The organism is Natrinema sp. 1APR25-10V2 (assembly GCF_031626495.1).
In the GTDB taxonomy this organism is placed as follows: domain Archaea; phylum Halobacteriota; class Halobacteria; order Halobacteriales; family Natrialbaceae; genus Natrinema.
Genome location: NZ_JAMQOJ010000005.1, coordinates 278,019 through 302,029, shown reverse-complemented (window position 1 = coordinate 302,029; position 24,011 = coordinate 278,019). Strand labels below are relative to the sequence as shown.

Annotated in this window: 28 protein-coding genes and 1 pseudogene; 18 read left to right on the top strand and 11 right to left on the bottom strand. The window is 66.4% G+C overall.

Going from position 1 to position 24,011, the window contains the following annotated elements; all coding sequences use genetic code 11:
* Nucleotides 1-62 precede the first annotated feature (62 nt).
* Nucleotides 63-1,313 (bottom strand): sodium:proton antiporter, encoded by a 1,251-nt coding sequence (locus tag NDO75_RS17365; protein ID WP_310907874.1) that lies wholly within the window; start codon nt 1,311-1,313, stop codon nt 63-65.
* Nucleotides 1,314-1,488: 175 nt separating this feature from the next.
* On the opposite strand from NDO75_RS17365, the gene NDO75_RS17360 reads away from it, so the two are divergent.
* The 9 genes from NDO75_RS17360 to NDO75_RS17320 all read left to right on the top strand — a co-directional run bounded on the left by NDO75_RS17360 (nt 1,489) and on the right by NDO75_RS17320 (nt 7,734).
* The gene (locus tag NDO75_RS17360) at nt 1,489-2,565 is read left to right on the top strand and encodes a hypothetical protein (RefSeq protein ID WP_310907873.1); all 1,077 of its coding nucleotides are present in this window, start codon (nt 1,489-1,491) and stop codon (nt 2,563-2,565) included.
* Between the two features lie 215 nt (nt 2,566-2,780).
* Nucleotides 2,781-3,242 carry a hypothetical protein gene (locus tag NDO75_RS17355; protein ID WP_310907872.1) on the top strand — a complete coding sequence of 154 codons (462 nt, stop codon included), beginning with the start codon at nt 2,781-2,783 and terminating at the stop codon, nt 3,240-3,242.
* Between the two features lie 134 nt (nt 3,243-3,376).
* Nucleotides 3,377-3,535, top strand: coding sequence for a DUF1059 domain-containing protein (locus tag NDO75_RS17350; protein ID WP_310907871.1), 159 nt, complete (start codon nt 3,377-3,379; stop codon nt 3,533-3,535).
* 12 nt (nt 3,536-3,547) lie between these two features.
* The gene (locus NDO75_RS17345) at nt 3,548-3,982 is read left to right on the top strand and encodes a hypothetical protein (protein WP_310907870.1); all 435 of its coding nucleotides are present in this window, start codon (nt 3,548-3,550) and stop codon (nt 3,980-3,982) included.
* 20 nt (nt 3,983-4,002) lie between these two features.
* Nucleotides 4,003-4,314, top strand: coding sequence for a transcriptional regulator FilR1 domain-containing protein (locus NDO75_RS17340; RefSeq protein ID WP_310907869.1), 312 nt, complete (start codon nt 4,003-4,005; stop codon nt 4,312-4,314).
* A 150-nt stretch (nt 4,315-4,464) separates the two neighbouring features.
* Nucleotides 4,465-4,800, top strand: coding sequence for a HalOD1 output domain-containing protein (locus NDO75_RS17335; RefSeq protein WP_310907868.1), 336 nt, complete (start codon nt 4,465-4,467; stop codon nt 4,798-4,800).
* A gap of 53 nt (nt 4,801-4,853) precedes the next feature.
* Nucleotides 4,854-5,258, top strand: a complete 405-nt coding sequence (locus NDO75_RS17330) for an ArsR family transcriptional regulator (protein WP_310907867.1) — start codon at nt 4,854-4,856, stop codon at nt 5,256-5,258.
* A 213-nt stretch (nt 5,259-5,471) separates the two neighbouring features.
* Nucleotides 5,472-6,311: an ion transporter gene (locus NDO75_RS17325; protein ID WP_310907866.1), complete on the top strand. Its 840-nt coding sequence runs from the start codon at nt 5,472-5,474 to the stop codon at nt 6,309-6,311.
* A gap of 61 nt (nt 6,312-6,372) precedes the next feature.
* The gene (locus NDO75_RS17320; protein WP_310907865.1) at nt 6,373-7,734 is read left to right on the top strand and encodes a hypothetical protein; all 1,362 of its coding nucleotides are present in this window, start codon (nt 6,373-6,375) and stop codon (nt 7,732-7,734) included.
* A gap of 569 nt (nt 7,735-8,303) precedes the next feature.
* Here NDO75_RS17320 and NDO75_RS17315 read toward each other — a convergent pair.
* The 3 genes from NDO75_RS17315 to NDO75_RS17305 form a co-directional block, all read right to left on the bottom strand.
* On the bottom strand, nt 8,304-8,777 hold the full coding sequence (locus NDO75_RS17315) for a pyridoxamine 5'-phosphate oxidase family protein (RefSeq protein WP_310907864.1): 474 nt from the start codon (nt 8,775-8,777) through the stop codon (nt 8,304-8,306).
* Nucleotides 8,778-8,864: 87 nt separating this feature from the next.
* On the bottom strand, nt 8,865-9,920 hold the full coding sequence (locus tag NDO75_RS17310; RefSeq protein ID WP_310907863.1) for an LEA type 2 family protein: 1,056 nt from the start codon (nt 9,918-9,920) through the stop codon (nt 8,865-8,867).
* A 116-nt stretch (nt 9,921-10,036) separates the two neighbouring features.
* The gene (locus NDO75_RS17305; RefSeq protein WP_310907862.1) at nt 10,037-10,741 is read right to left on the bottom strand and encodes an alpha/beta hydrolase; all 705 of its coding nucleotides are present in this window, start codon (nt 10,739-10,741) and stop codon (nt 10,037-10,039) included.
* A 149-nt stretch (nt 10,742-10,890) separates the two neighbouring features.
* Here NDO75_RS17305 and NDO75_RS17300 point away from each other — a divergent pair, with 149 nt between their 5' ends.
* The 6 genes and pseudogenes from NDO75_RS17300 to NDO75_RS17275 form a co-directional block, all read left to right on the top strand.
* Nucleotides 10,891-12,486 (top strand): choline dehydrogenase, encoded by a 1,596-nt coding sequence (locus NDO75_RS17300; protein WP_310907861.1) that lies wholly within the window; start codon nt 10,891-10,893, stop codon nt 12,484-12,486.
* A 102-nt stretch (nt 12,487-12,588) separates the two neighbouring features.
* Complete coding sequence (locus NDO75_RS17295) at nt 12,589-13,254, top strand: AIM24 family protein (protein WP_310907860.1); 666 nt, start codon at nt 12,589-12,591, stop codon at nt 13,252-13,254.
* Nucleotides 13,255-13,322: 68 nt separating this feature from the next.
* Nucleotides 13,323-14,708: a sodium:calcium antiporter gene (locus NDO75_RS17290; protein ID WP_310907859.1), complete on the top strand. Its 1,386-nt coding sequence runs from the start codon at nt 13,323-13,325 to the stop codon at nt 14,706-14,708.
* 46 nt (nt 14,709-14,754) lie between these two features.
* The gene (locus NDO75_RS17285; protein ID WP_310907858.1) at nt 14,755-15,495 is read left to right on the top strand and encodes a hypothetical protein; all 741 of its coding nucleotides are present in this window, start codon (nt 14,755-14,757) and stop codon (nt 15,493-15,495) included.
* Between the two features lie 86 nt (nt 15,496-15,581).
* Entirely contained in the window at nt 15,582-16,076 is a 495-nt protein-coding gene (locus NDO75_RS17280) for a DUF2391 family protein (RefSeq protein ID WP_310907857.1), read from the top strand.
* 143 nt (nt 16,077-16,219) lie between these two features.
* Nucleotides 16,220-16,990: pseudogene (locus tag NDO75_RS17275) on the top strand (transposase); the annotation flags it as partial.
* A gap of 51 nt (nt 16,991-17,041) precedes the next feature.
* Here NDO75_RS17275 and NDO75_RS17270 read toward each other — a convergent pair.
* From NDO75_RS17270 to NDO75_RS17255, 4 genes are all read right to left on the bottom strand, one after another.
* Nucleotides 17,042-17,878, bottom strand: a complete 837-nt coding sequence (locus NDO75_RS17270; protein WP_310907856.1) for a GNAT family N-acetyltransferase — start codon at nt 17,876-17,878, stop codon at nt 17,042-17,044.
* Between the two features lie 76 nt (nt 17,879-17,954).
* Nucleotides 17,955-18,380 carry a universal stress protein gene (locus tag NDO75_RS17265; protein WP_310907855.1) on the bottom strand — a complete coding sequence of 142 codons (426 nt, stop codon included), beginning with the start codon at nt 18,378-18,380 and terminating at the stop codon, nt 17,955-17,957.
* A 127-nt stretch (nt 18,381-18,507) separates the two neighbouring features.
* Entirely contained in the window at nt 18,508-20,166 is a 1,659-nt protein-coding gene (locus NDO75_RS17260) for an AMP-binding protein (RefSeq protein WP_310907854.1), read from the bottom strand.
* An 88-nt stretch (nt 20,167-20,254) separates the two neighbouring features.
* On the bottom strand, nt 20,255-20,497 hold the full coding sequence (locus tag NDO75_RS17255) for a hypothetical protein (protein ID WP_310907853.1): 243 nt from the start codon (nt 20,495-20,497) through the stop codon (nt 20,255-20,257).
* A 155-nt stretch (nt 20,498-20,652) separates the two neighbouring features.
* Here NDO75_RS17255 and NDO75_RS17250 point away from each other — a divergent pair, with 155 nt between their 5' ends.
* Together NDO75_RS17250 and NDO75_RS17245 are read left to right on the top strand one after the other, a co-directional pair.
* Entirely contained in the window at nt 20,653-21,186 is a 534-nt protein-coding gene (locus NDO75_RS17250) for a Rieske 2Fe-2S domain-containing protein (protein ID WP_310907852.1), read from the top strand.
* 124 nt (nt 21,187-21,310) lie between these two features.
* On the top strand, nt 21,311-21,763 hold the full coding sequence (locus NDO75_RS17245) for a response regulator (protein WP_310907851.1): 453 nt from the start codon (nt 21,311-21,313) through the stop codon (nt 21,761-21,763).
* An 8-nt stretch (nt 21,764-21,771) separates the two neighbouring features.
* Here NDO75_RS17245 and NDO75_RS17240 read toward each other — a convergent pair whose 3' ends face one another.
* The 3 genes from NDO75_RS17240 to NDO75_RS17230 form a co-directional block, all read right to left on the bottom strand.
* Entirely contained in the window at nt 21,772-22,653 is an 882-nt protein-coding gene (locus NDO75_RS17240; protein ID WP_310907850.1) for a TIGR01548 family HAD-type hydrolase, read from the bottom strand.
* Between the two features lie 67 nt (nt 22,654-22,720).
* Nucleotides 22,721-22,930, bottom strand: a complete 210-nt coding sequence (locus NDO75_RS17235) for a TOBE domain-containing protein (RefSeq protein WP_310907849.1) — start codon at nt 22,928-22,930, stop codon at nt 22,721-22,723.
* Between the two features lie 84 nt (nt 22,931-23,014).
* Nucleotides 23,015-23,416, bottom strand: a complete 402-nt coding sequence (locus NDO75_RS17230) for a UPF0146 family protein (protein ID WP_310907848.1) — start codon at nt 23,414-23,416, stop codon at nt 23,015-23,017.
* Between the two features lie 39 nt (nt 23,417-23,455).
* On the opposite strand from NDO75_RS17230, the gene NDO75_RS17225 reads away from it, so the two are divergent.
* On the top strand, nt 23,456-23,977 hold the full coding sequence (locus NDO75_RS17225) for an archaemetzincin family Zn-dependent metalloprotease (protein WP_310907847.1): 522 nt from the start codon (nt 23,456-23,458) through the stop codon (nt 23,975-23,977).
* The last annotated feature ends 34 nt before the right edge of the window (nt 23,978-24,011 follow it).

Here is a 24,011-nt window from a genome sequence, read left to right as displayed (position 1 = left end):
CGTAGACGAACCGCTCGGGAGGCCGCGATCGCCGTTCGTCAGCACTCGAGCGATGGCGGCCGTCACGACGCGCCCTCCGTCGACCCGGCCCGCGACACGCGCGTCGGTATCCCCGCGGCGCGGAGGACGGACGGCATCAGGAATCCCTGCACGAGCGCGCCGACGATAGCCACGCCGAAGACCATCGCCCGGACGAACTCGCGGTGGGCCACCCACGCGGGGAGACCGAGCGCCAGCGCGATGGGGACCACGGTGTGGAGGCCGCCCCAGACGAGGACGTGCTGGTAGCTGTAGGGGAACGGCCGCGTGGCGGTCGCGTTCACCGCGCCGACCAGTCCGTAGACGATCACTGCCCGGACGAGCAGGACGAGCCCGGCGGCGACGAGTATGGCTCGCAGATGGTCGATCAGGCTCGCGATTGGGACCTGCGCGCCGATGAGTACGTAGACGAGCGTCGACAGCAGGAACGCTCCGCCCTCCCAGGTGTCGCGGACGAACGCGAACGTGTCGCCGTCGACGGCATCTCCGTCAACCGTCGGCTCCACGAACAGCCCCGCACCGACCGTCGCGAGGATGCCGCTCGCGCCGACGACGTGCTCCGCGAGAACGAAACTCCCGTACGCCGTCAGGACGGTGACGAGCAGGATCGCCATCCGCTCGGGAATCCGGCGGATGATCCGAGTTGCCCCGTAGCCGAGGCAACAACCGAGGAGGAATCCGCCGACGCCGACGACGAGGACGTCGGCGACGAACTCCCCGGCAATCTCGAGGCCGTCCGTCGGGGTCGTCCGTTCGGCCGCGAGCGCCAGCAGCACGTTCACGATAACGATCGCGACTCCGTCGTTAAACAGGCTCTCGCCGTCGATGACGACCGACAACCGCTCCGGCGCGTCGAGCTCTTCGAACAGCGAGAGCACGGCCACCGGATCGGTCGGAACCACGATCGCGGCGAACAGCAGCGAAACCAGGATCGGAAGTCCGAACGCGACGGTGCCGACCGACCCGAGCAGCGCGACCGACAGGGGGACGCCGACGACGACGAGGACGATCGGCACGGCCACGTTTTCGCGCAGCGCGGCGCGATCCAGTTCGAGCACGCCGTTGAACAGCACGATCGGCAGAACGAGCGTCATGATAATCTCGTTGGACAGTCGGAGCCCGACGTCGACCCGCAGTACCGAAATCATCACCCCGATCAGAATGAGGAGAACGGAGTACGGGACCTCGAGCCACGCGTCGACGACGATCCTGACCGCCAACGCGAGGACGAGCAGCGAGAGAACTCGATGCAGTAGCTCGAAGGCCGCGCTCATCGGACGACTACTCGACGCGGACGGGGGAATAATCGGGGGTTCGGGTCCCGTCACGACCCGGCGGTCCGTTCTCCCGTGATATCCGAACGGTGTTCAAGTCCGCCAAACGTTACCACACATTACTGACCACTGATTTATCGTCACGGGGCGTGCGCCTTCACCGGTGAATAGTCGAATGTCCAACCAGAATCGGGGGCCGGTTCCAGTTCGATCGCTCCTTCGCGCGGGCCTGTTCCTCCTCATCGCCCTGGCGTTCCTCTTCGCCGTACAGCTGCTGAGCGAGGCGATGAGGGCACTCTCACCGGCCGTTCGACCGCTCCTCCATCGGCGAACGAGCGCGCTCTCGCTGGTCGGGGTCAGCTGGTTGCTGGCGTACGTGCTGTTGAACGGCTCGGTCGTCGCGGCGATCGCGCTGTCGCCGTTCTCGGCCGATCTGATCGACGTTCTGGATCTATTCCTGCTCGTTGCGGGCTCTCGCCTCGGCGCTGCAGGTATCATCGTGTTGCTCGGCGTTCTGGACTTCGTCCGCGCGTCGGAGCACTCGCTCCCGGAGGCGCTACGACTCGGCCTGCTGACGTTCGTCGTCAGTCACTCGATCTACGTCCCGGCGACGACGATCGGCGCGCTCGCGATATGGTGGGCCGAGCGAGGCGTCTGGCGGGACGGCGTCGACGTGGCGCTCGACCTCCGCGGGGCCGCGTTCTTCGAACCGCTCACGACCGCGACCGTCCGCTCGGTCGGCGCAGTCCCCAGCGTTCTGCTCGCGCCGATCCTTTTTCTCGGCTGTCTGCAACTGCTGGATCGCCTGTTGAACGTCGTCGAGACCGATCGACTTCGGGACCGAGCGTCCGTGTTGCTCCGCCGGCGGTGGCTGTCGCTCGCCCTCGGATTGGTCGTCACGGCGGTGACGACGAGCGTCGCGTTCTCGATGGGCGTCGTCGTTCCGATCTACAACCGGGGCTACATCGAACGAAACGAGATCGTCCCGTACGTCATGGGTGCTAGCCTCGGCACGCTCTCGGACACGCTGCTCGTCGCCGTCGTCCTCGATTCCGATGCTGGAATCGCGATCGTGCTGCTTCTCTTCGCCGCCGCGGCCCTCAGCACGATCGTGGCGCTCCCGTTCTACGACGCGTATTACGCGGCCGTCGACGCGGTCCAGGATCGACTGCTCGAGAACCCGCGAGCGTTCGCCGCGTTCCTCGCGTCGCTCGTTGCCGTTCCGCTCGCGCTGGTGGCGCTTCCCATCTGAGAGCGATCGCTCTCGGACCCGCCGCGGTCTCGGCGGCCCTCGAGCGCTGCCGCCGATCGATCGAGAGTTCGGAACGATTCTCGCCCGAGAGGCAGCAGATGCCGACGTGGTTACTTTCGTCCTCGGTCCCGTATCTCACTCCGATGTTCGGTAGCGACGTTCGACCGACGATTCCCCGTCGATTCCGCCGACAGATGGGACCGGTGATCGATCGAGTGGCACAGCGAGTCGGCCAACCGGAGTACCGCGTCTGGCCGAAAGGGTACGTCGCGACGGTTCCGGTCTCGATCGGCGACGTAGAGGAGAAACTGCACGAGGAAGGCTTCTCCTGGGATCCGCTGAGCCTGTACCACTACACGCTGGTCGGCAACGGGTCGGACGGCAGCTGGGCCTATCGGCCGTCGCGGCTCGCCGACCGCCAGCTCCACGTCGTCCTCTTCGAGCGGAGCCGCGACCGAACCGACATCTACGCACACACCGAGTACAGTTGGCTCAGCCATCCGCTCAAACACGCCGAACAGGAAGGGATCCGGCGAACGGACGGCGTCGAGACGATGCGGCGAGTGCTCGAGTCGTGGGGCGTCGACTACACCCGCGAGTCGGTCGTCACCCGGACGATGCGACACGCCGTCACCCGCCTCCGTGATGAACTCCGACGACGAAGCGGTTCGTCGTAGACTCGCCGCCACGATTCCCCGTATCGACCGTCGCCGGTCCGATCGCGGGGCTGCGTTCGAACTCGTCGGTTCAGGGCTGCAGTCGCCGGGGGCGGCTTTACCCGTGCGACTGCCGTTTCTTTCACTGACTTATCATGGCATTCAAATTCGAGTGCTTTCAGGACGGCTGTCCGTTTCTCGTTCGCGCCGACAGCACCGACGAGATCGTCAATCTCGTCGAGAACCACGCCGCGTACGCACACGACCTCGAGATCGAACGCGACGCCATCGAACCGGAAATAGAACGCGTGTAACCAGTGGTCGCGATGCCCGAGGACGAGGGAGCGCCCGATCCGGTGGAGTTGATGCGCCGGAGCGAACTCCTCGCCGCACTGTTGGACGGGCCGAAGACGCCGAACGAACTCGACGACGCAACGTCGCTCTCCCGGTCGACGATCCACCGAGCGCTCGAGTCGCTCGCCGACCAGTGCGTTCTCGTCGACACCGACCGCGGGTTCGAACTCACCGGATTCGGTCGCGTCGTCGCGACCGAGCTCACCCGGTGTCGGACGACGATCGCGACCGCCGACCGGCTCCGCCCGCTGCTCGAGGAGGTCGACACGACCGAGGTAACGTTCCCGCTCGAGGACCTTGCGGACGCGAGGTCACGCAGCCGCAATCGGCACACGCCCACGTCACGACCAAGCGAATCACCGATCTGCTGTCGGACGCCGACCGGATCCGTCTCTTTTCGGGGGTGATCTCCCCGATCTACCTCGAGATGGCGTACGAGCAAGTCCAGAACGGGTCGGAGGTCGTCGCGATCTTCGATCGACAAGTCGTCGAGATCCTCTTTTCCGAGTACGGCCGCCACGCCCGCGAGGCGGCTCGAACCGGCTGCTTCGAGGTGTTAGTCTACGATCAGTGTCCGTTCGAACTCTTTCTCTGTGACGCGACGGTCGGGATCGCCGCGCACGACGACAACGGCTTCCTTCGGCTCTTCGTCGAATCCGACGACCCGGACGTTCTCCACTGGGCTGAATCGCTGTACGAACGATATCGGGACCGGTCCGAGTATGCAACACTGTTCTGAGAGTTCTGTAGCAGCAGGTTCGTTTTCATCTCTGGGAACGATTTCACCTTTGGGAAAATCGCAGGGTACAGGCGCCTTAGAGGGGCAAATTTAACAGTCTGTGGATTGTAGCACGGGTAGCGGACTTCCCGCACTGAATGGTTTCCAACTATGTCAGAGAAACGCCACCCACCAGCGGACGGTCCGAGCTTCGATGCACGAACAGGGACGTACGAACAGTCCTACGATACCACCGATGGGTCGGACGTACTCATCTGCGCCATCAGATCCGTGGCGCATATCGCCGACGTTTCACCGGTCGAAATAGAGCCTGTCGGCGAGGGCGTCGACCCCGATGCTCTCGTCAGTGCGGTCGAAGCGGCCACGACGTACGGCGATGCCGCCGTCGCTGTTACGGTCTCTATTCACGAACACGACGTCACTATCGGCGGCGGTCGGATCGTCATCGAGCCGCCGGCAGACTTCGACCGTCGAGCAGGCTCGTAATGGTAGCGGGCGCAAGCCACGCATCTTAGTGGCTGTACCGTTGTGGGAGGTGTATGACGACGCGATACCGTGTGCATAATTCGCCACCACCTCGAACCCACGAGGTTCCCAGTCGGGTCTGTACTGACGGCGGTTCGTCGCTCTCGGTCGACGACGCGTTCGCGGTCCTCGCGAACCCGGCGCGACGCCACGCGCTGACCTACCTCCGTCGCGAGGGGTCGGCAGTAGACAGGACGGAACTCGCGCGCTACGTCGCCGCCCGCGAACTCGAGTGCGACCTCGTCGAGGTCCCGGCCGATGCACTCGAGCGGGCGGAAATCGATCTGTATCATCTCGCACTTCCATCGTTGCGCGCACACGGGCTCGTCGAGTACAGCGAGGGAGCCGTCGTCCTGCTCGAGGACGATCCGACGATCGCTCGACTGTTAGACGCCGCCGAGGCTGCCGCCCCCTGGTGAATCGCCGGCCCAGCTCGGATCGACAGTGGTATCGTTGACACACGGCGATCGACCGCGTCGTCACTGCCCGCTCGAGGCGACAGCGCCGCTCCCCGGCCTTCTCTCGTCGCCGATCGCCCTGCCCGCGTTTCGGTGATCGTCGCTTCTCCTACGCGTGACCGCGTGCCGGCGGATCCGAGGGTCTACGTAGCTCCAACCCGGAATTCCCGTCGAATGACGACCGAAGCGAGAACACAGCGCCGTGATCTTCGGGACGTCGTGCGGTTCTACTTGCTCGACCACCGAACGTGGCTGGGGAAGGCCATCGACGTCGCCCTGCTGGCGCTGAACCTCGCGTTCGTCGCGGTCTTCGTCGCGGAGACGTATCCGCTCTCGCCGCCCGTTAGTGCCGCGCTCTGGAAAGCCGAGGTCGCCATCGCCGGCGTCTTCCTGCTCGAGTATTTCTTGCGGCTCTACGGTGCGCCGGATCGACTGCAGGAGTTCCGCAACGTCTACACGATGGTCGATCTGATCGCGATCCTGCCGACGCTTTCCGTCCTCGTCTGGCCGAGTGCGGCGACGGTCGCCAGCGTCGGTTTCCTCCGCGTGGTTCGAGTCGTCCGTGTGCTTCGATTCTATCGGTTCACGCAGGACGCGGAGTTCTTCTTCGGGACGATCTCGGACAACGCCCTGCGCGCGCTGAAGCTACTGTTGACGGTCCTCGTCCTCCTGTTCGTCTCGGCCGGCCTGTTTTACAGCGCGGAACACGCCGCCAATCCGACCGTCGACACCTTCGGCGACGCCTTCTACTACGTCGTGGTGGCGCTGTCGACCGTCGGCTTCGGCGACATCGTCCCGGTGACGACAGCGGGCCGGTGGATCACGGTGTCTGCGATCCTCACCGGCATTATCGTCATCCCGTGGCAGGCCAGCAAGATCGTCCGCGAGTGGACCCGGAAGGGGAAGGTCGACGTCACCTGTCCCAACTGCGGACTCTCGTCCCACGACCGGGACGCCTCCCACTGCAAGGCCTGCGGTCACGTCATCTACCAGGAGTACGACTCGAGCGAGTGAGTCTCGATCCGGGACGAACCGCGACCGGTCGCTTATCACGGTGGTCGTGATAGGGCATCTCATGCAAATCCCGTTCACAGCCGCGGGGGCGGACGGCGCCGACACGCAGATGCACATCGACCGATACCTCCCCGAGTACGACGTGACGACCGTCCGGCACGCGGTCGTCGACGCCGATCCCGAGACGACCTACGAGGCGATGCTCGCGGCCGATCTGACCGACACCGGGCCGGCCGTCCGCGCGCTGGGACGGCTGCGGGACGCCCCGGCGGCGGTTTCCCACTGGATCAGCGGCGCGTCGCGGGAGCGGCCGCCCACGGAAATACGATTCGCGGATATCCCGGACACCGACGAGTGGACCGAACTCGCCGACGAGCCCGGCGAGGAGTTCGTTTTCGGCGCGGTCGGCAAATTCTGGCGACCGACCATCGAGTGGCGGCGGGTCGACGCCGAGGCGTTCGCGGCGTTCGACGAACCGGGCTACGCGAAACTCGCGGTCGGCCTGTCCGTTCGGCCGTACGGTGACGGTCGGACGCTGCTGACCTACGAGGCGCGCACGGCCACGACCGACGACCGTGCCCGTCGGAACTTCCGCCGGTACTGGCGACTCATCGGTCCGTTCGCGGGCTATCTCATGTCGAAAGCGCTCGAGCGCATCGGGACCGACGCGGCGGCGCTCGCACGCCGGAAATCGCGACCAGAGCCCGATCGCGACGATGGAGACGGGTCGATCGTGACCGCCCGACGGCTTCTCGCGGCCGTCGTGCTCGCCGTGGCCGGCGCGTATCACACCCTGATCCGACCCTGGCACCGCCGCTGGGGGGCGACCGACGGGGAAACCCAGGCTCCGCTTCCGGGCGACGACCTGCTGCCGGACGCGACGGACCAGGTCACGCACGGGCTCGAGATCGACGCGCCCGCCGAGGCGGTCTGGCCGTGGCTCGTCCGACTCGCCGGCGGTCGGGACGCAGTCGATGGCGACGATCCCCTCGAGGCCGCGGTCGCTGCCGACAGCCGCGACGCGTATCAGGTCGCGCCGACGGCCTCGGGCCTCGAGGCGGGCGACACCGTCGACGTCGCCGACGACTCGCCGCTCTCGCCGGCCGAGTCGCCGGAGATCGCCCTGCTCGAGCCCGGATACGCGCTCGTCCTCGAGCCCCAGGGCGAGTCGCCGCCGTGGACGTGGGCGTTCGTTCTGGAGCCGGTCGACCGGGAGACGACGCGGCTGCTCGCCCGAACGCGGTCGGACCTCGGGCGCGCCTCGAGCGAGTCGCGATTCTCGCTTCCAACGCGCCACGAGGCGCTGAACTACCTCTGGTGGGAGCCGGTCCATTTCGTCGTCGAGCGCGGGCTGCTCCGCGAGATCAAGCGCCGGGCCGAAGCAGGGGCAGGACTCGAGTCGCCGCTGGCCGCGTACCGGTAGCCGGAGCCCGTTCGACGGCCGAACCGGTGGTTCCGGCACGGAACGCAGTGATGCGGGTCCCGATCGTTCACGGCGACGGCGCCGACTGACCGGCCGCTCGAGGCGGCCTGCGGCAGTCGCTCCGTCTCGATAGCGCGGGGCCGGTCGGTCCCGGCCGTCGTCACACGCTTCTCAGCATATCGCGGACTCTCTTCGAGAGTCGTCGCAGAAGCGACGGTTCGCGCTCGCTCGCGCTCGCGTTCGAAGTGCTCGGTGCCGTTGCCGCGGAGCCCGGCTCCGCCCGGGTTGTGCGCTGACAGTACGGACAGGCGTCGTTCTCGTCGGCGTAGTACGGCAGGCCACAGTCGTCGCACGTCGTTCGCTCCCCCCGTGTGGACGTTTCGGTGCTCATCGGCCCGCTCGAAGTTGGTCGCCGAGCCCGTTATAGGTCAGTTCTCGGTACAGTGACAGACAGGTGTTCTGACGTTCCGACACGGTCACGGCTCCGGCCGCGTTCCGCTGTGCCCGGCCTCCTCGAGGCCGACGTCGAACGCGTACTCGGACGACAGATCCGGATTCGAACCACCGAGTCAGGTACTGGACGGATCGTCTTCGCTCGACCCCTCGCCCATCCGACTCGCGTAGTCCCAGCTGTAGATCTCCCGGGGTTCGATCTCGATCCGGACCTCCTCGCGGTCGTCGGCCAGCAGCCATCGGGCGAGCGGGGAGTCGGTGCCGCCCAGGTAGCGCTCGAGGAGGTCACGCAGGACCGCCTTGTCGCTGTCGGCCGCGATCTCGGCCGTCCCGGTGCCCCTGATCCCGCGGTAGGGAACGTCGTTCGTCGAAATATCGAAGCCGATCTCGGGGTCGTGACGGAGGAACCGAACCAAGTTCGAATTCGCGCCCGTCGCACACTCGAGGACGCCGTCCCGATAGCGGTACCACAGCGTGACGGGCCAGAGCGAGCCGTCGGGTCGGTGCGTGGCAATGCGGATCGGGATCGTCGCCTCCCGGAGAAACCGCTCGACCTCGCTCTCGGACCAGGTGCCGCGGAAGTCGGTCATACCAGGTCCTTTGCGGCGGAGGGTGAAATAGCTCGAGTCGCTGCCGGTCGTCGTGTGGTCTCGAGGCGAGCGACGAACCGGAACGGCTCAGACCCCGCGGGAACGGGATGCGCCGTCGCTCCCGACGAGCTGTGTTCCGTTCTCGGCGGGCTCCCGTCCGCCATCTCGTCCCCCGTCCTCGTCACTCGCGGATTCGTTCGCGCTCGCGTTCCCCGACGCGTTCTCCGCCCCGAACAGGTCCGTCCGGAACTGCCGCTCGTAGGAGATGAAATCGAGCGGGAGGGTTCGCTCGACGCCGCCGAGCGCCACGGTGGCGTTGAAGTCGACGGTCAGGTTCGACGCACCGCCCTGTCGGCGGTGTGTCACCCACCACTCGTCGAGTTTGGAGTTGTCGATCGCCGCGCCGGCCTCGAGCGTCCGCGTCTGGTTGGGCTCGAGGACGGTCTGCCGGGCGGCGACGCCCTGCCCGACGACGATGCCGTTTAGCCGGACCGTGTAGCCGAGCTGCGTGATCGGGACCGGGATCCCGAGCGAGTTGGTAACTGTCGCCGACGCCTCGATCGGCGTCCGGTTGACGGTGGCGTTGCCCCACTGGGCGTCCGTTTCGTCGACGACGAACACCGTCTGATTCGAGACCTGGAACTGCCGGCTCTCGTTCGTCGCCAGGGGCTCGAGCAGGTTCGTATGGACGGTGCGGGTGCGCGTCAACTCCTCCGCCGGGACTCGAATCCCGGCGTAGTCGACGACGATGTCGGGCTCGACGCGGACCGTCGTCGTCTCGTCGTTGTTGACGTGGGAGGCCCACCACGCCGGAATCTTGTCGTTGTCGATCCACGTCGAGACGGTGACCGTGCTCTCGTCGCCGGCGAGTCGCACGCGGTTTTCCTCTTCGGCCGCGACTTCGACGTCGTTCAGCGAGACCGAATAGGAGACGTCCGCGGCAGCGTCGCCGAGGCGGAGCAAGAACGGGTTGTCGACGGCGACTTCGGTTTCGATCTCGGTCCGTTCGCTCGTGACGGTCCCCCACTCGTTCTCGACCGACTCGACCCGCGGCCGATCCACCGCGAGGACGCCGTACGTCACGGTTGCGACGATCAGGACGAGTGCGACCAGCGTCACCAGCCACGTTCTGCGACGAACCATCTACCACACGTGCCACACGACGGTAGTTCCGCCGTCGCGTTACACGTTCAGGGCGTTGAAGTTCGGGCGACCGTCGACCGGGCCGACGTGGCCGCGCCAGCGTCGTCGACTCCCGTTCACTCGAGCGCCGCGCGTCCCTCCTCGAGTGCCGCCAGCACCGTCTCGACGTGCTCCTCGCGCGACGGCGAGTCGAACAGCTGGTGGCCGCCCTCGTAGACGACCTGATTGGCCTCGGGTGCGCGCTCTCGGATCGCAGCGGCGCTGACGACGGCGTCGTCGGGCGTGTAGAAGACGGCGCTGCGATCCGAGAACTGGAACGGCGGCAGGTGTGCCTGTGCCCGTTTCGCTTCGCGCAAGAAGGTCGGCGCGATGCGGCTCGGCGTCTCCTCGAGTTGCCGGTCGGTGGCGAGTTCGCCCAGCATCTCCCGATCGATGCCGCCGGTCGGCAGGATCGACCACGAGAGGGGCACCTTCAGTGCCAGCGAAACGATCGGATTCTGCATGTCGTCGTGGAATCCCCACCACGGACTCAGGTAGACGCGGTACTCGGCCCCCTCGAGGTACTCGGCGATGAGCCCGCCCGTGCTGTGGCTCAACAGGCGGTAGTTCTCGAGGCCGTCGACGTACTCCGCGATCGGTTTCACCCACTCCGTCTCGAAGTCGGTGACGACGGTCGGTATCTGGAAGACGGTGACGCGATAGTCGGCGTCGACCAGTCGATCGACGAGCCACTGGACGTTTCCGTGCTCGATCCTGTTCCCCCACCCCAGCACGAAGACGAGGTCGCGCTCCCCCGCCTCGTTGAACACCTCGTGTCGCATACATCCCGGGATGAGCGGAGATCTATTTAGGCCTATCGCCGTCGCGAACTAATCGTTCTTCTCGCGGGTCCTACCGACGGTCGACCTGCTCGAGCAGCCGAAATTCCGTGAAACGCTTATTATAATTCGGCAATACGGTATGGAGTACCATGTCAGGGGAAGGGCGGTCCTACGACTACGTGATCGTCGGCGCGGGGCCGGCGGGGTGTGTACTCGCGAATCGACTGTCGGCCGACGCCGAGACCGAGGTACTCCTCCTCGAGGCGGGGGAACCCGACGAGGAGCGCGAAATCGGGATCCCGGCGGCGTTCTCGGAGCTGTTCCAGTCGAGCGTCGACTGGAACTACCACACCGAACCGCAGTCCGAACTCCACGACCGGGAGCTCTACTGGCCCCGGGGGAAGACGCTGGGCGGCTCGAGTTCGATCAACGCGATGATCTACATCCGGGGCCAGCCCGAGGACTACGACCGGTGGGCCGAACTGGGCAACGAGGGCTGGGGGTACGAGGACGTGCTGCCGTACTTCAAGCGGGCCGAGCACAACGAGCGGGGTCCCTCGGACGCCCACGCGATCAGCGGCCCGCGGAACGTGGCCGACGTCCGGTCGCCGAACGAACTCAGCGAGGCGTTCGTCGAAGCCGGGCAGGCCGCTGGACTGCCCCACAACGAGGACTTCAACGACGGCGACCAGGCGGGCGTCGGCTTCTATCAGGTCACGCAGAAAGACGGCCGCCGCCACAGCGCCGCCGACGCCTACCTGAAGCCGGCCCTCGACCGCGACAACCTGACCGCGGTGACCGGGGCGCGGGTGACACGTGTTCGGTTCGACGGACGGGAGGCGGTCGGCGTCGAGTACGCTCGAGACGACGCCAGCGGCAGTCCCGCGACGGTCGACGCGACCGAGGAGGTGATCCTCTCTGCCGGGGCGATCAACTCGCCCCAGTTGCTCATGTGTTCGGGCGTCGGCCCGGCCGACCACCTCGCGGACCACGGTATCGAGGTCGTCGAGGATCTCCCCGGCGTCGGCCGGAACCTGCAGGATCACCTCCAGATCGGGGTCAACTACGAGTGCGAGAAGCCGGTCAGCCTCGCCGAGGCGGACTCGCTCCGGAACCTGCTGAAATTCCTCGTACTGAAGCGCGGGCCGCTGACCTCGAACATCGCGGAGGCCGGCGGCTTCGCGTCCGTCACCGACGCCGCCGATCGGCCCGAGATCCAGTTCCACTTCGGCCCGTCGTACTTCGTCGAACACGGGTTCGACAACCCCGAGGGACACGGCTTCTCGCTCGGGGCGCTCCGCCTGCGACCCGACAGCCGCGGTCGGATCACGCTTCGGTCTGCCGACCCCTTCGACGAGCCGGTCATCGATCCGCAGTATCTGACGGCGGACGAGGATCTCGAGGTGTTGCTCGAGGGGATCAAACTGGTCCGGGAGATCATGCAAGCCGAGCCGTTCGACGAGTACCGCGGCGAGGAGGTACTGCCGGGCGCGGACGTCCAGAGCGACGAGGGCCTGATCGAGCATATCCGCGAGACCGCCGAGACGCTGTACCACCCCGTCGGCACCTGCAAGATGGGCGACGACGACATGGCCGTCGTCGACGACCGACTTCGGGTCCGAGGGCTCTCCGGGCTGCGCGTCGTCGACGCGTCGGTGATGCCGACGATCACGAGCGGGAACACGGACGCGCCGACGACGATGATCGCCGAGAAGGCGGCGGATTTCGTTCGGGGAACGGAGTAGTCGACAGTCAGCCGCGTCACCGTCGACGACGTATTCGATGAGTAACTATTTGCCAGATCCCGACCAACGAGCCCGATAGAGCCGTTCACGGCTCGGACTATCATGAATCTCGATGAATTCGTCGACGCGAACGAACCGAAAGAAGGGGACGACACGTTCCAGCTCGAGAACAGCAAGCTACTGGACGTGGCCCTCGACGGGTCCGTGACTGCCAAGGCCGGATCGATGATCGCCTACAGCGGCGACGTCTCGTTCGAGGGCAAATCCTCCGCAGAGGGCGGTATCACGGGCTTCCTCAAGGAGAAGGCGACTGGCGAAGGGACCGCGGTAATGGAGGCGACCGGCACCGGCCACGTCTATCTGGCCGACCAGGAGAAGAAGATCCAGCTCCTCGAACTCGACGCCGGTCAGGAGATCTCGGTCAACGGCAACGACGTCCTCGCTTTCGAGTCGAGCGTCGACTACGAGATCCGGACGATCAAGAGCATCGCCGGGTTCTCCGCCGGCGGTCTGACCAACGTCTCGCTGGTCGGCCCGGGCTACGTCGCGATCACGACCCACGGCGAGCCGCTGGTGTTGCGCCCGCCGGTCCGGACCGACCCCAGCGCGACCGTCGCCTGGAGCGGAACCACGCCCGGCAGTCACGTCGACCAGAGTCTCTCGAACATGATCGGCCAGTCCTCCGACGAGAGCTACCAGCTCGAGTTTTCGGGCTCCGACGGGTTCGTCATCGTCCAGCCGTTCGAGGAGCGGACCCCGCAGCAGTAGCAGGCAGCACCGTCACTGCAACGCGTTACTTATAACGGCTCGGCTACACCCGTTTCAGTACGACCCGTATGAGACGACAAGCGCTCGGCGCGATTTCGGCCGCTCTCGCACTGACACTCCCCTGGGTCGTCGTCTGGGGAGCGACGGAGCTCCTGCCATGGACGGCGACGGTCGCGGGGGTCGCCTACGAAGCGCCGGCACCGCTCGAGTCGCTGTCGACGCTCGGGACGGTGATCGTGACCGGCCTCGCCGTCCTCGGAGCCTCGTTCCTCCTCGCGTGGGCGGCCGAAACCGCCGAGAAGGACGTGCCGCGAGCGTTCGCGATTGCGGTGCTGGCAGTGCTGGCCGTCGCACCCGAGTACGCCGTCGACGCCCTCTACGCCTGGAACGCGGGCGTGTTCGCGGGGACCGAACGCGGCATGGAGGCCGGGAACCTCGCGGTCGCCAATATGACCGGTGCGAACCGGATCCTCATCGGCATCGGCTGGGCCGGCGTCGCCCTCTTCACGATCTTCCGCCGAGGTTCGTCGACCGATCCCGCGGTCGAGCCCCGCTCCGGCTTCCTCGCCGACGTCGTCGTCCTCGACCGGGACATCGGCCTCGAGGTCGTCTTCCTGCTCGTCGCGACGGCTTGGGCGTTCCTCGTCCCCCTCAACGGCGGCATCGATATCTTCGACATGCTGTTTCTGGTGGGCCTCTACGTGCTCTACATCGCGGTCATCCTTCGCGGCGAGGCCGAACCGGAGACCGAACACGTCGGCGTCCCGGCGTATCTCCAGCGGTATCCGCGGGGTCGCCGCGTCCTGACCGTCCTTGTTCTCTTCGGCTACGCCGGTGCGATGATCTTCACGGCCGTCGAACCGTTCGCTCACGGTCTCGAGCACCTCGGTCAGGAGGTCGGCGTCCCGTCGTTCTTCATGATCCAGTGGATCGCGCCGCTGGCCTCCGAATCGCCGGAGCTGATCGTCGTCATCTACCTCGTCAACAAGGCCCGCTCGACGGCCGGGTTCAACGCGCTCATCTCCTCGAAGCTCAACCAGTGGACGCTGCTCATCGGGACGCTCGTCGTCGTCCACTCGATCGCGCTGGGGCAGTACGGCGTGCTCGCCTTCGACTTCAAGCAGGAGGCCGAGATCTGGCTGACCGCCGCTCAGTCGTTCTTCGCGATCGGCCTCCTGCTCAACTTCGAGATGTCCGTCAGGGAGGCGATCACGCTGCTCGTCCTCTTCCTCTCGCAGGTCCTCCTCGAGTTCGTCATCATTCAGGAGTACGTCGGGCTCCCGATCGAGAGCACCGAACTGCTGCTCGTCTACACCGGGATCTACGTCGTTCTCGGGCTCGCGTTGTTCGTTCGCCGCTGGCAGTCGTTCCGTCGCCTCCTCCGGCGAACCGCCGGGACGGTCGGCGACGCGATGCCGGGACGGAGCGATCGGACACACAGCGTCGACGACTGAGCCGCCGGCCAAACCATTTGTCCGTCTCTCGCATACGCCTCCGCCAATGTCTCCGACCGAGTCGGCGGACCCCGCCGCCGCGATTCTCCTCGCGTACGCGTTCGTCCTCGCACTGGTCCACTTCTTCGCCGGCCGACTGGGCATCGGCGGTCGAATCCCGCGGAGTCGGTGGCTCTCGAGCGCCGGCGGCGTCTCTGTCGCGTACGTGTTCGTCCACCTGTTGCCCGAGATCCACGAGGCAGCCGCGACGATCGATCGGCACGGGCTCTCGACGCCGCTGGCCGAGCAGTACGGCTATCTCGTCGCCCTCTTCGGATTCGTCACGTTCTACGGCCTCGAGCAACTCGCCCGCCGGGGGAACAGCGGCACCGACCGGGACGGTGACGCCGACGCGACCGGCGTGTTCTGGCTCCACCTCGGCGCGTTCGCCGTCTACAACGCCGTCATCGGTTCGCTGCTCTGGGACCCCGAACTCGGCAACGTCGGCTTGTTCGTCGTCGCTATGGCACTCCACTTCGTCGTCACGGACGACGGCCTCCGCGAGCACCACGGGCGCGTCTACCATCGTCGGGGCCGGTGGATCCTGTCGGCAGCGGTGCTCGCCGGCTTCGGAGCGGGGTACGCGCTCGAGGGGACCGAACTCCTCGTCGCCGTCTTTCTCCCGTTTCTGGCCGGCGGCGTCATCCTCAACGTGATCAAAGAGGAACTGCCGTCAGACCGCGAGAGCCGGTTCTGGGCGTTCGCGCTCGGCGGGGCGGGGTACGCGGCACTGTTGCTGTTCGTCTGATGTCGGCTGTCGGCGGACCGATCGGCTGCCGGCGTCATCACTCGGGCAAACGGGACCGTTTTGTCGCTCCGCCGTAATCCCCCGCTATGAAACTTCGACGGCCGCGCCGTCCGCGCGATTTTCGGCTCGCGGACTCGGCCCAGCAGATCGTCGGTGGGTTCCTGCTCGCGGGCCCGTTCGTGGTCACCGAGGAGGTCTGGGTCCTCGCCGGGAACATGCACATTCTGCAGGCGCTCGCGATCGTCGCGATCGTCTTCGCGATCGGCTACGCGGCGCTGTACAAGGCGGACACGACCAGAGACCTGGACGACGAACAGGAGGTCGCCGGGGTCCCGATCCGTTTTATCTCGCTGATGGTGGTCACCTTCGGCTCGGTGACCGTGCTCGCGCTCCTGTTCGGCGCCCCCGAGACGTTCCTCGCGGACGCCGAGGCCTCCTGTGGCCTCGCGGCCCTGTCCGGCGGCCTCGAGCGCGCCGCGCGCTCCTGCGAGCTCGTGGTGACCTCGTTCAAGGCCGTCTGCGTCGGTTCGGTCTTCAGCGTCGTCGGTGCGGCGACGGCCGACAGCATCTTCGCGAAGTGACACGCAGCGAGCGGAAGCCACCCCTGAATGGGTGGGTGTAAGCGACAGCATGGCTCGGCAATCCACGCGCTATTGCTCGTCTGGATGTTCCACCGCTTCCAACCCCGCTTCGATAATCCCCTGATAGGCTTCTTCGAGGCTCACGTCCCATCACCGTGCCTGATTCTCGACGGGATTCACCACTAGCCGAGGAATCGGCTGCCTTGGACGTGGGTGCGAACAACCTCGTCGCCTCTACTACCACGACCGGCCAGCAGTACCTCTACGAGGGCCGTGACCTGTTCGCCCGCTTCCGCGAAACCACCGAGGAGATCGCCCGCTTGCAATCGACACTCCGCGAGGGACGGTACAGTAGCCGACGGATTCGACGCCTCTGTCGCAAGCGGACACGTCGACGCGACCACGCACAGGACACGCTCGTGCGAGACTTGATGGGACGACTGTACGACGAGGGCGTTGCCACCGTATACGTGGGCGACCTCACCGATGTGCTGTCGGAACAGTGGTCGGCGCGAGTGAACGAGAAAACGCACCAATTCTGGGCGTATCGCTCGTTCATCGACCGTCTCGCCACGACCGCCGAGGAGTACGGCATCGCGGTCGAAACCGAGTCAGAAGCATACACGACGGCGGAGTGCCCCGTGTGTGGCGAGCGAGACGATACAGAGCGGGACGGCGACGTGTTCCGGTGTTCGTGTGGCTACGAGGGACACGCCGACCTCGGTGCCTCGCGGACGTTCCTCGAACGACAGGCTGGCAGAGAAGTCGGGTCGATGGCACGGCCCGTGCGCCTCAAGTGGGACGACCATACGTGGTCGGAGTCGTCACGCTCTCCCGAGAGGGCGAGTCCCAACGAGGAGCGCACAATCCAGAGTGCCGACGACGGGAAACTCGCCTCCGTGGGTACGGCATAGCCAACATCCCACCGGAGAAATCCCACCCCTTTAGCGGTGGGAGGATGTCAATCAGAGGTACGAGTCGTCGTACGACTCGCCGGACCGCTCTGCGTGGTCGTTTCCGCAGTCGCCGCACTCGAGCCGCTCCATGTTGTTCATCGAGACGTCGAGCGAGCCGCAGTTCGCGCAGTAGAAGCCGTACTGTTCGTCGTACTCCTCGTCTTCGTAAGTGACGAAAAACGGGGCTGCGGTCCCCGATTCGTCCTCTTCGCGGGCGATGTAGACCGTCTTCCCGTCGTCGCTCGTCGCCGTCAGGTGGCCGTCCGTCTCCTCCGTTTCCGGGAACTCCTCCGCTTTCGCGTCCTCCTCGTCTCCCTCGTCGGCTCGCGACTCCGTCGGGAGCTCCACGTCGACGTCCGTGTCCGCGTAGACGTACTTCACGAGCGACTCCTCGGCGACCTCGATGCGCCGGTCGCCGTTGTGCTCGAGGCCGAACTGTTCGACGAACTGGTGACCCTCGGTGTTGGCCTCGAGGACGGTGACGCAGACGTGCTCGGCGCCGTGGTCTCGGAGGGACTCCGTCACGGTCTCGTACAGTTCCGTCCCGATACCCTGGCCGCGGTGTTCCGGATCGACGAACAGCCAGTTCACCTCGCCCCAATCGTCCTCGAGGTGCCCTTCGACGAACCCGGTGATGGTCTCGCCCTCGATGTCCTCGCCGGTTTCGGCGACGTAAAGCAGGGTGTCCTCGTCGTCGATCTTCTCGGCGACGGTCTCGTCGGCGAACTGTTCGTCGGTAATCCCGTCGATCTGGCCCGGACTGAGCGTGAACGAGGTCGTCATCGAACTGTCGACGACCTCGCGGATCCGCTCGGACTCGTCCGGCTCCGGTTCCCGAATTGCCATACCGAACAGTCGGTATCGACCCGGATAAGATGGCTGCCGGCGGGAACAAGCGGCGTGATCGGCTCCCGAAGCCGGCTTACTCCTCGCCGCCACCGCCGGTGACGACCACCGGCCGGTCGGTACTGAGGATGACGCCCTGCGTGATACTGCCGAACAGCGCCTTCCCGACGGGGGAGCGCTTCCGGCCGCCGAGAACGATCTCGTCGACGTCGTACTCCTCGGCCTCCTCGAGGATGTCGTCTTCCGTGTCGCCGCTGTCCTCGAGAATCGTCACCGAGATGCCGGCCTCCTCGAGGCTCTCTTTGGCGCGGCGGACGGAGCCGATCCGGGAGGCGGACTTGAACTTCTCGAACTCCTGTGGGAGGTCGTCGCTGTCCTCGCTGAAGACGAACAGGACGTACGCCTCGACCGAGTCGGCGGCGTTCGGCAGCGATTCGACGTACTCCGCCTGGGCTAGCGCGCGATCCTCGTTGGTGTCGACGGGTAGCAAAACGCGGTACATGGCTCGACGTTCAGAACCAGGAACAATAAAACCGTCTCTGACTCTCGTCGATTCGGATCGGTTCGGGGGACGAGCGAGCGCCATGCGGCGGCGCCGGAGGGACGACGGCCGCTCGTGGACGGACGGGCTACGTCTCGTCGTCCTCGTCGTCACGTAGGGATCGGCGCTGTATCTTGCCGGTCGTCGTAGTCGGCAGCCTCTCCACGAACTCGATGTGCTGGGGATACTCGTACTCGGCCAGTCGGTCGCGGACCAGTTCGCGGATCTCCTCGCGGAGTTCGTCGGGAGCGTACTCGTCGGTTGCGGGTTCGACGAACGCCTTGATCGCCTCGCCGCGGGTCTCGTCGGGGACGCCGACGACGCCGGCCTGCTCGGCGGCCTCGTGGGTCAGGATCGCGTCCTCGACCTCCATCGGCCCCACGCGGTAGCCGCTGGTGAGGATCACGTCGTCGGCCCGCGAGACGAACCAGAGGTAGCCGTCCTCGTCGCGCTCGACGAGGTCGTCCGTCAGGAACCAGCCGTCCTCGGTTCGCTTGTTCGCGGTCTTCTCCGGCAGCCTGTGGTACTCGTCGAAGAAGACCCGGCGATCGCCCGGCTTGACGGCGAGTTCGCCGACCTCGCCGCGATCGAGCCGCTCGTGTGTGTCCGGATCGAGCACGGCGATCTCGTAGCCGGGGAACGGTTTCCCCATGCTGCCCGGGCGCGTGTCGAACCAGGTTTCGGAGTTGCCGACGACGAGGTTGAGCTCGGTCTGGCCGTAGAACTCGTTGATCGCGACGTCCTCGAACGTCGACTCGACCCAGTCGACGACTTCCGAGGTGAGCGGTTCGCCGGCCGAGCCGAACGTCTCGAGCGAGAGATCGTACCGCCCTTCCGGATCGTCGACGCCCATTAGCATCCGGAGCGCGGTCGGGGGCATGAACGCCTTGTTTACGTCGTGGCGCTCCATGAGCTCGTAGGCCTCGGCGGGGTCGAACCCGTCGCGAGGCCAGCCGACGATCGTACAGCCGTGGTGCCACGCCGCGAACAGCGTTCCGCCCAGCGCCGCGCCCCAGGCCCAGTCGGCCGGGGTCCACAGCGTGGCCTCGCCCTCCGCGAGCCCCTGGTCGAAGTAGTTGTACGCCGCGGCGGCCCGCCCGAGCCAGAGTGCGTGACTGTGACGCACACCCTTCGGCGGCCCCGTCGACCCGCTCGTGTACATGATCGCCGTCGGCGTCGCCGGCGTCGAGTCGTAGAGTTCGATACCGGGCTCGTGGGCGGCCACGAGGTCGTCGAACGCGTGAGCCTCGCCCTCGACCGACTCGCCGTCGCCGAGTTCGATCACGGCCTCGAGCGCGGGACACTCGTCGCGGATCTCGTCGACCGTCTCGCGGACGCTCGGGTCGACGACGACGGCTTTCGCCTCGCTGTCCTCGAGCCGGTACTGTAATGCGTCGCGGCCGAACAGTACCGTCAGCGGCACCGACACCGCCCCCAGCTTCCAGTTGGCGAGGTGAGTCAGCGGGTTCTGTGGCTTCTGCGGGACGACGACGCCCACGCGGTCGCCGGCCGCGACGCCGAGGTCGGCCAGCGCGGCCGCAAGGCGGTCCGACCGCTCGTCGAGGTCGTCGAAGGAGTACGTCTCGAGGCCCGTCTCGGGGTCCTCGTACCGCAGTGCCGTTCGACTCGTGTCCTCGTGTTTTCGCAGAAAGTCGACGGCCGGGTTGTACTCGTCGGGGAGGTCCCAGGCGAACTCCTCGCGGGCCGCCTCGTACTCGTCGAACGTCGGCATAACCGTCCAGCTCATACCCTCGCCTTGCGGTGCCAGCACATAGCGTCTTTCGACACGCGCGAAAAACGACGTCTCCGTCCGGGGAGTCCCGCGGAACCGCGGATTACTCCTCGTCGGCGTCGGACTCCTCGCCCTCGTCGGTCTCGGCCGTCGGTTCTTCTTCGGCTTCGTCTTCTTCACCCTCCGTTTCGCCTTCGACCGCCACCTCTGCCTCGACTTCGATGGTCAGGCCGTCCGCCTCGAGTTCGCCCTCGAACTCCCGCTCGTCTCCGACCTCGATCTCGAGTTCGCTCGAGTCCACTTCGACCTCGACCTCGACGTCGACGGTCACGTCTGTGTCGTCCATATTCGTCCGTTCTTCGGGCTCCCCTATAGGCGTACCGTCGTTTTCTCACTGGTCGAACGCGCCGGTCGAGCGTGCGGCTCCGCCCGATCGGACGCGGTCCGAGCCGAACGGTGTCGGTTCGGAACATACTTTTAGGCTGGCCGAAAATAGCGGGTATGACCGATTCCGTTCGCGTGACGCTCGAGGGTGACGACGACGCGACGTCCGTTACCGTCTACGGGAACGAGGGGGACGTGTCGACCGGCGACGCGACCTTTCGATTCAGCGTCGACGGCAGCACGGAGGACGGCGACGATCACCGCGCGGAAGCCACCGGGGACCCTCGCCGTATCGCCCCGCTCGCGGACGTGCCGACCGACGGGACGCTCCGATGCGAGGCCCGTGCCGGCAATCGGGGAACGGAACTGATCCTCCGGCGCGAGGGCGAGGCGGTCTCCGCGTGGCGAAACTCCTGTCCGCACAAGCCCGAGGTGCGGCTCGATCCCGGCCCCGGCGCGATCGTTCGCGACGACCAACTGGTCTGTCACGAACACGGTGCGCGATTCGAGTGTGACGACGGCGTCTGTACGGCCGGCCCGTGTCGGGGCGACGCGCTCGAGTCGATCGCGGTCGCCGTCCGCGACGGGGCAGTCTACCTGACCGACGATCGGTTCGACTCCTGTCGCCGACTGGACGAGCCGGCCGCGTAACGACGACCGTTCGGCCTCAAATCTGCTGTCCGGACCGGCTCCGATAACTGCCCTCGTCGAACACGCGGCCGCTCTCGACCGGAATTACCGTGCAACTCTTTTAATCTCGCCGCTAAACGGAGGTATGCCTCCGCCGATCGAGGACGCCATCATCGTCCTGTTGGTCGAGCCGAACCCGGGTGATGCGCGCCTGTTCTCCGAGTCGTTCGAAGACGCCGCCATCGCCTGCGACGTCCACTCCGTCACCGACGGCGAGTCCGCGCTCGACTTCGTTCACCAGCGGAACGATCACGCGGATAGCCCGCGGCCGGACATGATCCTGCTCGACTTCCAACTGCCCGGCGTCAGCGGCGCCGACGTCCTCTCGGAACTCAAGTCCGAACCCGTGCTGCGATCGATCCCGGTCATCGTCATGACGAGCTCCGCTTCGGAGGAGGACATCGCTCGCTCGTACGATCTTCACGCGAACGCTTACATTCAAAAGCCGGTCGAACCGGACGAATTCATCGAACTCGGTCGTTCGTTCGAGGACTTCTGGCTCACGTTCGTCCGCCTCCCCGACGACCAAGCCGACTGACCGCTCGTCTACGACTCGAGCCAGTCTGGAATCGCGTTGACCGATTCCAAGACCGCTGCAGCGCCCGCGTCTTCGTATTTCCGTCGCCCCTCCTCGCCGGTCAGCCCGCCGGTCAGGACGCCGACGCCGCTGTACTCGCGGTCCGGATCGGCCTCGCTCGCGTTGACCGCCGTTCGAACGTCGTCTAACGTGTCACCGATGAAGGCGACTGCGCCGGCGTCGAACCGCTCCGCGAGCGTCGTCAGCGCCCGCGGGTGGGGTTTGCCCTCCTCCCAGTCGTCCATCGTGAAGCGTCGATCGGCCGGTATCGCGTCGTCGAGCCCCACGCGATCGAGGGCGATCTCGGCTTCGGCCGCCGGCCGCCCGGTCAGGACCCCCACGTCGTAGCTCTCGAGCAGCCGATCCCGCGCTTCGGACTCGAGCAACACCGGTTCGTCGTGGATGAACCCCGGCGTCTCGCGCTCGAGGTCGGGCTCCCCGCCCTCGAGGCCGCGATAGAGTTCGTCGCCGAGATACAGCTGCTGGAAGACGTCGCGCAGGCGCTCGCGGTCCCACCGCTCGGTCACGCGCTGGGTCGCCCGCGCGCCGATGGCCTCGCGAACGACGGCCTCGGCCGCCTCGAGGCCACCGCCCGCGGCGGCGATCGCGTCGGTGAAGTCCTCGAGCGACCGGTCGTACCCCTCCTCGGTCGCCAGCACGTAGAGCGCGGCGGCGTACGTTAGTTCCCAGTCGTTGTTGAACCCGCCCGCGTCCTTGAACTGCTGAATATCGTCCTTGCGGATCGTCCGGTCGTACACCGATTCGACGGATTCGACGATCGCCCGCCGGTAGGAGTCGGCGACGTCGACGAGTACCCCGTCGATATCCAAGACGACAGCGTCTGCGTTCATGCTCGTCCAGACGGGACGGCGGGAATAAAGGCGGTCGGATTCGCTCGCCGCCGCGCGGGTGGATCGGCTACGCGTTCTCCACCATCACCTCGGTCGCCTTGACCACGGCGTTGACCTCGTCCCCCTCCCCGATCCCGAGGCGATCCACCGAATCGCTCGTTATTACCGCCGTCACGGTTTGTCCTCCCTCCGTCTCGATTGCGACTTCCGCCATGATCCCTTCTGTCTCGATCGATCGGACGGTCCCCTCGAGTCGATTGCGGGCGCTCAGTCCCATATCGACTACCACCAGCGCGACGGTCGTATACCCCTACCCGGCAGGCTCAACGGGGAGGCTGGCGGTCCCGCTCGACCGCCTTCGCTATCGGAGCGCTCGAGCCAGATACAGCGTTCCCTCCGCGATCGGTTTGCGCTCGACCGGCACCGCCGGCTGGTCGCCGCCGAGCGTCGTAAACAGGAAGTCGGCACCGGCGTCGCGAGCCGCCTCGAGCGCCGGTCGATGGAGTTCGGGCGGCAGGTTCCGCGCGTACACTGCGTCTGCGCCCGCGTAGACCGTCGGGTCGGGGTCGACGACGTCGTCGCGCACGAAGGTCACGCCGTCGGGAACCGCGCGCTCGTGGACGTCCGTCGCGGTGACCGAGACGCCGCGGTCCGCCAGCGCTCGAGCCGTCTCGGTTCGGCGACCGATGCCGACCTCGACGACGCGCTCGTACCCGGCGAGGTACTCGAGTAGCGACCCGAAATCCCTGGGAGAGTGGCCCACGGCGGGACGTTTATGCCGCCCGCGGCCATACCACTTTCCATGCTCGTCGATATCGTGCCGGTCGGCAACGTCCCCGCGGAGGTCAAGCGGGCGGCCTCCACCGCGTTGCGATCGGTCTACGACTGCGACGTGTCGGTCAACGACTCGCAGTCGGTCCCCAACGGAGCCTACGACTCCGACCGAAACCAGTACTCCGCCGAAACGTTCATCCAACTCGCCGAGCGCGTCGGCCGCGGCGAGAAGAACATCGCCATCACTCCCCACGACCTCTTCTATCGGCGGCGCAACTACGTCTTCGGGCTGGCCTACCTCGACGGCAGCGGGAGCGTCGTCTCGACCTACCGGCTCCAGACCTCGAGCGACGGCGGTTTCTCGAATCAGAGCGCCGCCGACATCTTCGAGGACCGCGTCCGCAAGGAGATCGTCCACGAGATCGGCCATACCTACGGCCTCGAGCACTGCGACAACAACCGCTGCGTGATGAACTTCTCGCCGACGGTCCGCGAGGTCGACATCAAAGAGGAGAACCTCTGTGGGAGCTGTCAGCGGCTGATGGGCTAATTTCCGTCCGCGACAGCAACCGCCGAGAACCGAC